This is a genomic window from Mycobacterium sp. NGS40 (assembly GCF_059812735.1).
Genome location: NZ_JCALDG010000025.1, coordinates 44,852 through 57,137 on the forward strand (window position 1 = coordinate 44,852; position 12,286 = coordinate 57,137).

Annotated in this window: 10 protein-coding genes and 1 pseudogene; 5 read left to right on the forward strand and 6 right to left on the reverse strand. The window is 65.3% G+C overall.

Annotation, left to right across the window (positions count from 1 at the left end; translation table 11 throughout):
- Nucleotides 1-3 precede the first annotated feature (3 nt).
- Both AC5Y5O_RS26940 and AC5Y5O_RS26945 read left to right on the forward strand, forming a co-directional pair.
- Nucleotides 4-348 carry a DUF732 domain-containing protein gene (locus AC5Y5O_RS26940; protein WP_047040178.1) on the forward strand — a complete coding sequence of 115 codons (345 nt, stop codon included), beginning with the start codon at nt 4-6 and terminating at the stop codon, nt 346-348.
- Nucleotides 349-427: 79 nt separating this feature from the next.
- Nucleotides 428-835: pseudogene (locus tag AC5Y5O_RS26945) on the forward strand (CAP domain-containing protein); the annotation flags it as partial.
- A gap of 154 nt (nt 836-989) precedes the next feature.
- Here the strand turns inward: AC5Y5O_RS26945 and AC5Y5O_RS26950 are convergent.
- The 6 genes from AC5Y5O_RS26950 to AC5Y5O_RS26975 all read right to left on the reverse strand — a co-directional run bounded on the left by AC5Y5O_RS26950 (nt 990) and on the right by AC5Y5O_RS26975 (nt 7,270).
- Nucleotides 990-2,033: an MBL fold metallo-hydrolase gene (locus AC5Y5O_RS26950; RefSeq protein ID WP_047040146.1), complete on the reverse strand. Its 1,044-nt coding sequence runs from the start codon at nt 2,031-2,033 to the stop codon at nt 990-992.
- A gap of 52 nt (nt 2,034-2,085) precedes the next feature.
- Nucleotides 2,086-2,712 (reverse strand): TetR/AcrR family transcriptional regulator, encoded by a 627-nt coding sequence (locus AC5Y5O_RS26955; RefSeq protein WP_232530502.1) that lies wholly within the window; start codon nt 2,710-2,712, stop codon nt 2,086-2,088.
- Between the two features lie 254 nt (nt 2,713-2,966).
- The gene (locus AC5Y5O_RS26960; RefSeq protein ID WP_080989703.1) at nt 2,967-4,493 is read right to left on the reverse strand and encodes an aldehyde dehydrogenase family protein; all 1,527 of its coding nucleotides are present in this window, start codon (nt 4,491-4,493) and stop codon (nt 2,967-2,969) included.
- Between the two features lie 55 nt (nt 4,494-4,548).
- Nucleotides 4,549-4,773 (reverse strand): ferredoxin, encoded by a 225-nt coding sequence (locus tag AC5Y5O_RS26965; RefSeq protein WP_500028126.1) that lies wholly within the window; start codon nt 4,771-4,773, stop codon nt 4,549-4,551.
- Nucleotides 4,770-5,951, reverse strand: coding sequence for a cytochrome P450 (locus AC5Y5O_RS26970; protein ID WP_101930878.1), 1,182 nt, complete (start codon nt 5,949-5,951; stop codon nt 4,770-4,772). Before AC5Y5O_RS26970 ends, AC5Y5O_RS26965 begins: the two co-directional genes overlap by 4 nt.
- Before the next feature lie 197 nt (nt 5,952-6,148).
- Nucleotides 6,149-7,270: an NDMA-dependent alcohol dehydrogenase gene (locus tag AC5Y5O_RS26975; protein WP_047040138.1), complete on the reverse strand. Its 1,122-nt coding sequence runs from the start codon at nt 7,268-7,270 to the stop codon at nt 6,149-6,151.
- A gap of 328 nt (nt 7,271-7,598) precedes the next feature.
- Between AC5Y5O_RS26975 and AC5Y5O_RS26980 the strand changes: the two genes are divergently transcribed.
- The 3 genes from AC5Y5O_RS26980 (at nt 7,599) to AC5Y5O_RS26990 (ending at nt 12,126) form a co-directional block, all read left to right on the forward strand.
- Nucleotides 7,599-9,116, forward strand: a complete 1,518-nt coding sequence (locus AC5Y5O_RS26980; RefSeq protein ID WP_198419699.1) for an FAD-dependent oxidoreductase — start codon at nt 7,599-7,601, stop codon at nt 9,114-9,116.
- Between the two features lie 104 nt (nt 9,117-9,220).
- Nucleotides 9,221-10,954, forward strand: coding sequence for an AMP-binding protein (locus tag AC5Y5O_RS26985; protein WP_158230620.1), 1,734 nt, complete (start codon nt 9,221-9,223; stop codon nt 10,952-10,954).
- The gene (locus AC5Y5O_RS26990; RefSeq protein ID WP_047040135.1) at nt 10,951-12,126 is read left to right on the forward strand and encodes a CaiB/BaiF CoA transferase family protein; all 1,176 of its coding nucleotides are present in this window, start codon (nt 10,951-10,953) and stop codon (nt 12,124-12,126) included. The genes AC5Y5O_RS26985 and AC5Y5O_RS26990 overlap by 4 nt, the downstream gene beginning before the upstream one ends.
- Nucleotides 12,127-12,286: the final 160 nt, after the last annotated feature.

Below are 12,286 nucleotides of genomic sequence, written 5' to 3' on the forward strand. Positions count from 1 at the left end.
TGCATGGCGATGTGCTGGGCGGCAGGGCTCGGTGTGGCAACTGCGCAGGCACCTCACGCTCATGCCGACCCGGTGGCCTATCTGGTCAACGTGACCGTGCGGCCCGGCTACGGCTTTCCGAACGCCGACGCGGCCTTAGGCTACGGTTACGGCATTTGCGACAAGCTGTCCGGCGGCGAAGGCTACGGGCAGCTTATCGGCGATCTGCAGGCTGATTTCCACACCGCCGACGACTATCAGGCCTCCTATCTGATCACCCAGTCGGTCAACGAACTCTGCCCGGCGTTGATCTGGCGCCTGAGGAACTCGGCTGCACACGACTGGCCGCCGCCTAGAGATGACGGCTGACGTCGAGGAGATGAACATGCGGCATTTGCTGTTGACCGTGCCGGCCGTGGTGGTCGTCGCCGTCGGTGCTGTGGTTGGCATGCCGATCGCACACGGCGACAACAAACGACTCAACGACGCGGTGGTCGCCAACGTGTACACCATTCAGCACCAGGCAGGCTGCACCAACGACGTCACGATCATCCCGCAACTGCAACGTGCCGCCGAATGGCACGCCCGGGATGTGCTGAACAATCGCGACCTCAACGGTGATATCGGGTCTGACGGTTCGACGCCGCAAGACCGCGCCGACGCAGCCGGTTTCCAGGGTCGGGTGGCCGAAACGGTGGCGATCAATCCGGCCCTAGCGATCAGCGGTGTGGAGTTGATTAGCCGGTGGTATGACAACGCGGCATATCTCGCCATCATGTCCGATTGCGCCCACACTCACATCGGCGTGTGGTCGGAGAACAGTTTCGACCGCACCGTCGTGGTCGCCGACTACGGGTAGCCAGAGCGGGCCAGATCCCGCACATCGAAGCGACACGGTACATCGGCCGTCGGCCTCACGCCTGTGGTGTTGTCGGAGCTGACGGCACAGCCACGGACATGGGCGGTGCCTGAAGGCGCAATGTCGAGGCCGTCGGATACAGGATCGCGGGTCACTGCTTCGGCCACCATGTGGTGACGGTGTCACGCATCGGTTCTACGCGGTGCTCTGCCGCCAAGAGCGCCAGATGGGCCAGTGTTTCACCGTTGGCGGCCCGGCGCATGAAGTTGGGTACCTGAGCCCAGGGCCGCGACCACCCCAGGCGGGTGGTGATCTGCCAGCAGGTTGCCCCAGGGCAGTCGGCCACCGCGCGTTCGATCTCACCAAGGCGCGTGCGGTGATGGGCGAAAAGTTCGTCCAGCCTGGTTGTGAACGCGTCGAAGCGGTATTCGTGGGCGGGAAGCACCTCGTCGGGTTGATATCCACGCAGTTTGGCCAGCGAGGCGAGGAAGTCGGCGAGGGGATTGGCGGCTTGCTGGGGATGCACGGAGATGTTCGGGGTGATCCGCGGCAACACACAATCGCCGGTCAGCATCAGCCTGCGGTCGGGCTCGGCGAAGCAGAGATGCCCGGGCGAATGGCCGGGCGTCCAGATCGCGCGCAGGTTCCAGCCCGGCAACGGGAGACGATCGCCATCGTCGATGAACCGGTCCGGTTCGGCCTGCCGGACGAACTGCCGGATTCCAAGCGACGCCGAGCTCAGTTCGTCCAACTCGACCTCGGGCACCCCGCAGTCCACCAAGAGGTCCCGCATACTCGCCACGAGAGGTTCTACCTCGCCGTAGCGGGTGGGCAACACCGCGGCATCGGCCGGGTGCACCCCGACCCATGCTCCGGAATGCTCGCGCACCCGCCCAGCCAATCCGTAGTGGTCGGGGTGGACGTGCGTGATCAGCACCGCAGAGACGTCGGTGATGTCGCATCCGGCCTTGGACAGTCCCTCGACGAGGGCCGTCCACGCTTCCTCGGTGTCCCAGCCGGCGTCGACGATGGCGACCCCGTCAGGCAGCTCGAACGCATACACCAGCACGTATCGCAACGGATTGTCCGGGATTGGCACCGGGATCGACCACAATCCCGGTCGCACCTGCTCGACCGGCGGCAACACGCCGTCGACCCAGGCCTGCCGCTGAACGGCCCCCGGCGCCTCGGCCATGGCTGTGTTCCTCCTGTCGCGGTCCCGACGCACACCGTCACACGCACAAATGTTAGTCATCGTTCACAATCCTGGGCAGGTCGTCGCTGGCTGCTATGCCGAGCACCGCGTAACCCATGGCGGCCAGACGGGCAGCGACCCGCTCGGGGGGCAGGCCGGTGTCGCGGTAGTGAAGGATCGACTGGATCGCGCCGATCGCACCATGTACGACCGCGCGGACGTCGGCCTCATCAAGCTCCGGCCGCAACTCCGCGACCACGTGCACCCATTCCTCGAGATACAGTCGCTGCTTACGTCGCAGGCGGCGCCGCTGCTCATCGGACAAGTTATGCAACTCGCGGTAATAGACAATCGCCAGCTCCCGATCGTTGATCACCAGCGAGACATGGTCGGCGACCAGCCCAGTCAACGCCTCACGCTCATCACGAGCCTGGTCCACGATGGTCGAGGCCCGCTCCAGCAGCGCGTCGATCACCCGCTCGAACAGCGACGCGAGCACGGCGGCCTTGCTGTCGAAATGCCGGTAGATTCCCGGTCCCACGATTCCAGCCGCCACACCGAGATCCGTCATCGACACGGCGTGATATCCCCGCTCGGCGATGAGCTCGGCGGCCGCGGCCAGAATCCGCTCACGACGTTCGCTTCCCCGAGTCCGTTGAGTAACGATCGCTCCGCTCACCGTGCCCCTTCCTCTTGGGTGAAACCACATGGGCCGGCGTCGCCTGCTTGTGCCCTGAACTCGCGTGGTCCCACCGCGGCCAACAGCAATGCTAACAGCGGTTAACACGCTGCAGGGCCGGGTAGCGAATTGGCGCGGACGAGGCGAAGCGGTTGCTGACGATGATTGGCCGACGAGGTGTTGGTCGACCGGGCCAGCGGGAAGCGACACCTGCACCGCGGTCGGCGACGCTAGGCGGTGGGCGGCCCCCGCTCCTATTCCTCAGCGGGCAGGATTAGGGACCAGAAGCGCGACTGGCGATCATTCGTCAGGCTCATGTAGATGTGTTTGGCTTCGGTGAAATCGAGGAATCCGTCGTCTCCGAGTTCGCGGCCGATGCCGCTTTGCCGGTATCCGCCGAACGGTGCGTCGGGGCGCAACTGGTGGTGGTCATTGATCCAGACCGTGCCGGCGCGTAACCGGCGGCTGATTTCGTAGGCGTTGACCATGTTGGTGGACCACACCGTCGCTGCCAAGCCGTATATCGTGTCGTTGGCCAGGCGCACCGCGTCGTCGACGGAGTCGTACCCGATGACCGACAGCACGGGGCCGAAAAGCTCCTGACGGGCGATCGGCATGTCGTTGTTGACGTTGTGGATCACTGTCGGCTGGAAGAAGTAGCCGTCGCCGATGTCGGCACGACGACCACCACACGCCACTGTGGCGCCGGCGGCCGCGGCGTCATTGACGACGCGCTCCAGCTCGGCGGCTTTCTCGGCCGAGATCACCGGGCCGAGGTCGGTCTGCGGGTTGCGCGTGTCTCCGAGTCTGATCGTGGCGGCCCGCCGCACCAGCCGGTCGATGAGTTCCTCTTCGCGCCCGCGTGGCACGAAGACCCGGCTGCCCGCTTCACAGCACTGCCCGGCGTAGAAGTTGACGCCGAACAGCACGCCGTCGACGACGAGATCGAAGTCAGCGTCGGGCAGGATGACTGACGGCGACTTTCCGCCGAGCTCTAGGGTGACGTTCTTCAACGTTTGCGCAGCCCCGGCGGCGACGCTCCGCCCGACCCCGGTGCTGCCGGTGAACGTGACATGGTCCACCAGAGCGCTTTCGACGAGGTATTGGCCCACTTCGACGTCCCCGGTGACGACGTTGAATTGCCCGGGGGGAAGATCTGTGCGCGACAATGCTTCAGCCAGTAGCATCGCCGACAGCGGCGTGCGTGGGTTGGGCTTGAGCACGACGCTGTTGCCCATCAGCAGTGCGGGAATGACTTTCCACACGGCCAACAAGAGCGGGAAGTTGAACGGGGTGATGGCCGCGACGACGCCCTCGGGTTCCCGTACGACGTGACTGACGCTAAACGGCGGCGAATGGAACCCCAATGGCTGCTCCAGACGCACGCTTGGGGCCATATCGAGGAAGTACTGGCTGTGGGCCAAGGCGAATCCGACGTGCAGAGCGCTCGCCGTCTTGATCGGAGATCCGCATTCGGCGATTTCCGCTTCCAGGAGGGCGTCCTGGTTTTCGACCAGGTAGTCGATGGCTGGCTGCAGCGCTCGGACCCTGCTTCGCACGTCCAGGCCGGCCCAGGGGCCCTCGTCGAAGGCCGTGCGGGCACACGCGACCGCCGCCTCGACGTCGGCGATCCCTCCGTCGGCGACATCGCCGACGACGGTCGCGGTGGCCGGGTCGATGACCTGCCTGCGTTTGCCACTGACGGAGGGACGCCATGTCCCGCCGATGTATTGCTCGAAGCGCCATCGCACATCGGATTTCAGCGGTGCCGTCATTGTCATCTTGGGTCTCGCTTTGCTGGTTGTAAGACGGTTTTGGTCAGCTGGTGACGAGCTGTCAATCGTGGTAGCGAACTGTGATCGCGTGTTCGGGGCACGCCTGCGCGCCTTCCTCTGCTTCGTTGACCAACTCTGGCGGAACGGGATTGACGATCACGACGGACTTTCCTTCGTCGTCCAGGCCATAAACCGCAGGTGCCAGTGAGTGGCAGCGGGCATGGCCCATGCACCGGTTGAGATCGACGGTGACCTCTGCGGATTTGCTGGTCACGGGACTCGTCACGACCTGGCCTCGAAGATCACCGGCAAAGACTTCACACCCCAGGTGTCACCGGTGTGCCACACCGGTGGCTTGTCGGGATCCAGCCGGTATTCGGGTGTGCCGCGCCGGAACATCTCCTGCAGCAGCACTTTGATCTCCTTGCGGGCGACATGGGCGCCCAGGCAGCGATGAATGCCCGAACCGAACCCGACGTGGCGGTTGGGTTTGCGATCCGCCACGAACTCGTTGGGATTGTCGAACTCTTCGGGGTCCCGGTTCGCCGACGGCCACAACAGCAGCAGGCGGTCGTCCCTGCTCAGGTTCTGCCCAGCGAACTCGCACGGCGCGGTGACGGTTCGAGCCAGACCCGGCACCGGGGAGATGTATCGGATCAGCTCTTCGATGGCGACGTCCAGTGCCTGCGAATCCTCGATTCGCTCTTTGAACGCCTGGCGAATCTGCGGGTTCGTCGCGAACAGCTGCAACATTCGGCCGATCGCGCTCGCCGTGGTGTCGAACCCCGCCGGCACCAGCAGCAGGCAGAAGCCCAGAATTTCTTCATCGGTCAGCTTTACGTCGTCGACGTGCGCCTGATCCAACTCGCTGATGAGGTCCTCACCATGCCCATTCTCTCGGAGGTTGTTGAGCAGCTCCGCGAAATAGGTCATCAGCCCCATGCCCGCCGCGCCGGCTTTCTCGTGCTTCTGCTCATCCGAGTCGTCCGGATCCGGCTGCAGCATCTGCACGGCAAGCTCGTACATTTTGTCCCGGTCCTGCTTAGGGATTCCGAGGAAGAGTTCGAGGATGACACTTAGGGGAAGCTGGACTGCGAGCTCTTTGGCGAGGTCGACGTCGCGCTTGCCCTCGATGTTGTCGAGCAGTTCGTTGACGAGCGAGCGGATCTCGGCGTCCATTTCCTCGACCCGCTTGGGGCTGAATCGCTGGCCCACCAGGGCGCGGTAGTTGGCGTGGCCGGGGGGATCCGCCTCGATGGGAATCATCGGCACGGGATTGCCGAACGGCGGTATTGTCACCGGAAACGACGAGAACCGCTCCGGGGTATGCGCAGCGTCGTAGACGTCACGGTAGGTGGACAAGGCGTAGAAGCCGCCGTGTTCGACGGAGTGCCCGACCGGGCATGCTTCACGCATCCGGTCGTAGATCGCCAGTCGGTGGCGTTGAACCTCCCGGTCGTGCATGCTCAGATGCTCGATGAACTTGTCGGCCGCTTCGCGTTGAGCCGCGTGGGTCGTTCGTCATCGATATCGGTGTTGCGCTGTTGTGTCGTCATTGTTGAATTCGCTCCAATCTTCACGAACGGCTATCGGTTTTGCGTCGCGGCCGTGGCCGAGACAACTTTGCACTGCAGGGCGGAATCAGCTCTCCACTTGGGCTGCTAGTCGTCCGACAGAATGACCAACCCGCGGATGTTGCGACCCGCGAGCATGGCCTCGTACCCCTCGTTGATTTGATCAAGCGAGTAGGTGTTGGTCACCAGCTCATCGAGTTTCAATTTGCCGGATTGATAGAGGTCGATCAGCTGGGGAATGTCGGAGAACGGGTTGCTGCTGCCATACACGGTGCCCAGGATCTGGCGTTCGAACATCACAACGTCGAAGGGAGCGATGGGTAGGTGGTCGGCGCCGGCGGGCGGCACGGCGACCAGGACGGCCCGCCCGCCTTTCCCCAGCGCCTGCAGCGCTTGTGCGAGGATCGCCTGGGTCAGAACGCCGGGCGTGGCGATGGACACGTCGGCCCCCCTGTTCCAGGTGGCCTCCAACACCGCGTCGACCGGGTCGACGGCGGTCGGATCGACGACGTGTGTCGCGCCGAACACTTCGTAGGCGAGTTTGCGCTTGGCCTCGTCCGGTTCGACGGCCACGACGACGCGGGCGCCCGACGTAGCGGCCCCCTGGATCGCGTTCATGCCGATTCCCCCGGCGCCCCAGACGACCACGGATTCACCGGGCCGCACCTTGGCCTTGTTGACTGCCGCCCCGTAGCCGGTGGGCACGCCGCACCCGATCAGGGCTGCGGTGCGCAGCGGAACGCTCCGATCGATCTTGACGACGGAAACATCAGGCACCACGGTGTGCTCGGCAAACGTTCCCAGCAAGCACATCTGGCCAGCGCCTTGCGCTCCCACGTGGAATCGGTAGGTCCCGTCGAGCTGCGGACCGGCCAGGATGTTGGCACCCAGGTCGCAAAGGTTGGAGTGTCCGACCGCACACGAGCGGCAGTGCCCACACGCGGGGATGAACGACAACACCACATGATCGCCCGGTTCGACCGCCGTGACCTCGGCGCCGACCTCTTCGATGACCCCGGCCCCTTCGTGGCCGCCGATCACCGGATACGGCATCGGAAGATCGCCTGTCACCAGGTGGTAGTCGCTGTGGCAGAGGCCGGTCGCCGCCAGGCGCACCCGCACCTCGTGCGGGCCCGGCGGGTCGAGATCCACCTCCTGCACCTTGAACTGCTCGTTCTGCCCATGGAGCACGGCTGCCCGAGTCTTCACGAAACTCCCTTCGTCGACCTAATCACATCGATCTTGATCCGCGCGTCGACGCCGGCTGCCCAGACTGTTGTGTCGATCGAAGGGCCCCGTCGCCGTTGTCGGTGTTGACACAAGTCATCGTTGATGTGACTCATGTCATTAAGCACTATGATCATAGGTCATACCCACACCGCTGGCAAGGAAAACGATTCCTGGATTCTGTCGCACCGCCGATCATCGGCAAGCAGTCTTGCCAGTTCACTGGCCACGGACCAGGAGTTTTGTACGCCGGACGGGAAGAAGAGAACGGGAAGAGGTACCTCAATAACGTGATGACAATTAGCCTCCGATGCGGTTCCCCACATCGATGTACGGCTCTGACGCGCAGCCAGACCGGTCAGCACGCTCCGAGGTCGGCGTGACGCACACCGTCGCCCCCGGCGGCGAGGCCCGCGGACCGGCACGCATCGCTGTGGTGGGTGCGGGGCCGGCCGGCCTGTACGCGGTGACCGAACTTGTGGAGTCGGGTCACCCGGTGAAGATAGACGTGTTCGAACGGCTGCCCTCGCCGTTCGGGCTCGTCCGGTACGGAGTCGCGCCGGATAACCAGAAGATCAAGTCGGTCGCCCGCGTTCTGGGCGCACCCTTCACCGCCCATTCAGCCACGGTCCGTTTTCTGGGGAACGTCTCTGTCGGCCGTGATATCAGCCGACACGAGTTGCGAGGATTTTACGACGCCGTCATCTACGCTTTTGGCGCGGAAGACGCCCGAGTGCTGGACGTACCCGGTAGCCGCCTGCCGGGCAGCTTTGCGGCCAAAGAATTCGTCGGCTGGTATTCCGGACATCCCGACGCCGCCGACCGCAACTTCCCACTGCACGGTCGGGGCGTGGCCGTGGTGGGGGCCGGCAACGTCGCCCTCGATGTCGCGCGAGTGCTCGCGCGCAGCGCCGAGGAGATCGCCGCCACCGACGTGCCCGACCGGGTCGTCACCGCACTTGGCTCCAGCGCCATCACCGACATCTATCTGCTGTGCCGACGCGGCCCCGCGCAGATGAAATTCACACCGGTCGAACTTCGCGAACTCGGCGAGCTGTCCAACGCCGATCTCATCATCGATCCGACCGAATTGGCGTTGAGCGAAAGCGAGCGAGCCGAGCTGTTGGGAAGGCCCCAGCTCGAACGCATGGTCTCAACGCTGCGGCAGTGGGCGGATCGGCCGCTGCAGGGCAAACCGAGGAGACTGCACCTGAGATTCCTCCGGAGCCCTGTCGCTATCCTCGGCGACGACCACGTCAATGCCCTGGTTGTCGAACGCAACGAACTGACCGACGACGGCCAGGCGCGCGGTTCAGGCCAGTACGAGGTGCTCGACGTGAACCTGGTGCTGCATTCCGTCGGCTACCAGGTGCGTCCGGTAGCCGACTTGCCCTACGACAGCGGTACGCAAACCATCCGCAACCAAGGGGGCCGCCTAGTGGACGGACAGGGCCATTTCCTGCCGGGCGAGTACGTGACCGGTTGGGCCAAGCGCGGCCCCAGTGGCGTGATCGGCACCAATCGAGCCGACGCCGCCGAGACCGTCAAGAACCTGCTGGCCGACCTGCCCGGCCTCGCACCGCCGAGACACGACCACCGCCGGACGGTCATCGAACTGCTCGAGCACCGCGCAGTCAACGTCGTGGACTGGGCGGGATGGCTACGGCTGGACTCCCACGAAATCCAAGCAGGTCGGCGCCGAGGAAGCCCCCGGGTCAAAACCCCGGATCTGGCCGCCATGCTCGATCACGCCCACCCCCTGGCACACGACGCCCCGACGGACGCCGCGGCCGGCACCCCGAGCCCGGCCGGGCGAACACCAGGATGACCCGCACGTATCGAGTGGTGCGCCCGGGAGCCCGCCGACACCGGCACGCACAGTCGACATCCCAACTCAGGTCCACAACACAGTCTCTGCGAAGGAGCCACGATATGATCGACCGCCACATTCCTTGGATGCAGCCCGCCTCGGCCCCGGGCCGCTTCCGTGAGATCGGCGTGTGGGGCGACCAGACGATCGCGGACGTCGTCGACGACCACGCACAACGGCATCCCGAAAAGACTGCGGTCATCGATTCCCGCGAAAAGCTGACATACGCCCAACTCAGGGACCTGTCGCTGCGCCTTGCGCGGGTCCTGCTCGATCACGGTGTCGAGCCCGGCGACCCGGTCGCCATCCACCTGCCCGGCTGCGTTTTGCTGCCGGCACTGCACCTGGCGTGCAACAGGATCGGCGCGCTGTTCCTGCCGGTGAGCACCGGCTGGCGCGGCGCCGAGCTGCGGTCTCTGCTGGGCACGGTACGGGCTTCGATGCTGATCGTCCTCAACGATAACGGCGGCTTCGACTACGTCGGCCTGGCGGAAACGCTGCGTGACGGGCTGCCCGACCTCAAACACGTGTTGACCGCCCGAAGCGGTTCGCTGGAATCGCTGGCAGCCAACTCGGCGCCTCTGACCGCCGGCGAGCTCGACGAGCATCGGCCGAGCGCCGATGCGCCCGCACACGTGATGTCCTCGTCGGGAACGACCGGTATCCCCAAGGCGTCGGTGTGGAGTTCGAATGACCTGGTCGCCCTGCTCGTCCACCATATGGGCCGCCGCCTCCACCTCGGTGCCGACGACGTCGCCGCCGCCATCGCACCGGCCAGCACGGGCTCGACCGGCTACGTCTTTCCCGTGCTGGCACCACTGTTGGTGGGTGCGACGACCGCGCTGCTGGAAACCTGGAAGCCGCAGGCCGCACTGGACCTGATCATCCGGGAGCAGTGCACCTACGCGACCGCCGTGCCCACCCAGATGATCATGATGCTGGAGTTCCCGCTCGAGCAGTATGACCTGTCCCACTTCACCCGATTCAACAACGCGGGCGCCCCGCTGCCACAGTCCACCGCGCGCGACCTCGAATCACGGATGGGCTGCCGCGTGCAAACCATTTACGGCGCCACCGATGGGGGAGTGCCCGCCATCACGTCGATCGACGATCCAGACGAGCTACGCCACACGACCGTCGGCTCGGTCTGCCCCGGTGTCGAGGTGGTGTTGCTCGGCGCGGACGGCAACCCCGTGCCGCCGGGCGACGCTGGTGAACTGTGCTGGCGTGGGCCCAACAAGTCATACGGCTATCTCAACGAGCCCGACTACGACCGGCAGGCTTGGGATGATCAGGGTTTCTTCCACTCCGGTGACGTCGGTGAGTTCGATGACCGCGGATACCTACGCATCGTGGGGCGCATCAAGGACATGATCTTGCGGGGAGGCACCAACATCTTCCCGCGGGAAGTCGAGGAGCTGCTGCTCGAGCACCCTGACGTGGCTGGCGTAGCGATCGTGGGAATCCCCGATGAGCGGCTGGGCGAGCGGGCCTGCGCCGCAGTGGTGCCCGCTTTAGGCTCTCACCCCCGGCTCGACGATCTGTGCTCGTTTCTGCTCGACCGCCAGCTCGCCAAGGCCAAGCTGCCCGAAAGATTCATCGTGCTCGATGAGCTGCCGACCAATGCCGGCGGAAAGGTCGACAAAGCGCTCCTTCGAGACATCGCCATCAAGGACCTGGCAGGTCACGCGCGTAACGAAGACGGGACCTCAGCTCGCCATCGGCCGCCGGCGCCAGGTACGCCGGCTGACACCGCACCGTCAACCGCAGAACGCGCAGCTGAGGGAACGGCATGAGCGATCCGACCGGCCCGCTGTCCGGGGTACGCATCCTCGACCTGTCCGCGCTGGCCCCAGGGCCGTTTGCCACCATGCTGCTCGGCGACCTCGGCGCGGAGGTGATCACGGTGGAAGCCCCGGCCGCCGCGCGAAGCGGCAGCGGTCTTGGCGCGCTACCCGGTTACGGTGGTGAGCGCGCGCGCCGACAGGGCATCAATCCGCTGTATCGCTCCCGACGATCACTCGTGCTGGACCTCAAGCAACCGCAAGCCCTGGAGATCGCCCTGCAACTGGCGCAGCGCAGTGACGTCTTCGTCGAGGGATTCCGGCCGGGAACCTGCGAGCGGCTCGGATTGGGCTACGACACGGTCGCCGCGCGGAACCCGGCGATCGTCTATTGCTCGCTGACCGGCTATGGGCAATCCGGGGAGCTGGCGATGCGCGCCGGTCACGATCTCAACTACATCGCCGAGTCGGGCCTGCTGTCGGCGACGACACGCGATGGCCAGCGTCCGGGCATACCCGTCAACGTGGTGGCCGACTTCGCCGCAGGAGGTTTGCTGGCCGCGTTCGGCATCCTGGCCGGCCTCCTGGGCCGCCAGGCCAGCGGCCGGGGAACTCACATCGACGTGTCGATGTATGAGGGGCTGCTCGGCCTGCTGCAGGTGGTCCAGTCGTGGACGCTGGCGTCGGCGCCGGATCCGTCGTGGGGCCGGGGCCTGCTGTCGGGGGCGGTCCCCTTCTATGACTGCTATCGCACGGCCGACGGGCAATGGCTGTCGGTGGCTGCTCTGGAGCCGAAGTTCTTCGCGAACCTCTGCACAGCACTCGGCCGCCCCGACCTGATCTCGGCTTATGCCGACCAGTCTCGATGGGGCGAGCTGCGGGCCGCATTCGAGAAGACCTTCTCCGCTGCCTCGCTCGCGGAATGGCTGGCCCGGCTGGAAGAGGTCGACACCGCGGTGGCTCCCGTGAGGTCGCTGCCCGACGCGTTCGACGCAGCGCAGCGCAGAGGGTTGCTGGACGCGCCGGGTGTGGTTGGCCCGCTGCCGCGCATGAGCGCGTGGAAGCCAACCGCGGGATCGGTCGTTACCCGGCCCGGGCAGCACACTCGCGAAATTCTCGACGAGATCGGCCTTTCCCCGGACGAGATCGAAACGCTGCGGGCGACCGGCGCGGTCACGGAGTGAAATCGGCGAGGACGATCCAAATCGGGATGATCATCGTCATTGTAAAGTATATGGACTCTGGACGTCGTAACGGAGAAACGATCGGAGAATGAGCATGCAGGCACGTGTCGCCGTCGTCACCGGCGCCGCTAGAGGAATCGGACGCGAGATCGCGTTAGCG

What these genes read in the sequence shown, in the direction of transcription:
- AC5Y5O_RS26960 (WP_080989703.1), bottom strand. Translation starts at nt 4,493, where the DNA reads ATGACAATGACGGCACCGCTGAAATCCGATGTGCGATGGCGCTTCGAG.
- AC5Y5O_RS26985 (WP_158230620.1), top strand. Translation starts at nt 9,221, where the DNA reads ATGATCGACCGCCACATTCCTTGGATGCAGCCCGCCTCGGCCCCGGGC.
- AC5Y5O_RS26970 (WP_101930878.1), bottom strand. Translation starts at nt 5,951, where the DNA reads ATGCACGACCGGGAGGTTCAACGCCACCGACTGGCGATCTACGACCGG.
- AC5Y5O_RS26950 (WP_047040146.1), bottom strand. Translation starts at nt 2,033, where the DNA reads ATGGCCGAGGCGCCGGGGGCCGTTCAGCGGCAGGCCTGGGTCGACGGC.
- AC5Y5O_RS26980 (WP_198419699.1), top strand. Translation starts at nt 7,599, where the DNA reads ATGCGGTTCCCCACATCGATGTACGGCTCTGACGCGCAGCCAGACCGG.
- AC5Y5O_RS26940 (WP_047040178.1), top strand. Translation starts at nt 4, where the DNA reads ATGGCGATGTGCTGGGCGGCAGGGCTCGGTGTGGCAACTGCGCAGGCA.
- AC5Y5O_RS26990 (WP_047040135.1), top strand. Translation starts at nt 10,951, where the DNA reads ATGAGCGATCCGACCGGCCCGCTGTCCGGGGTACGCATCCTCGACCTG.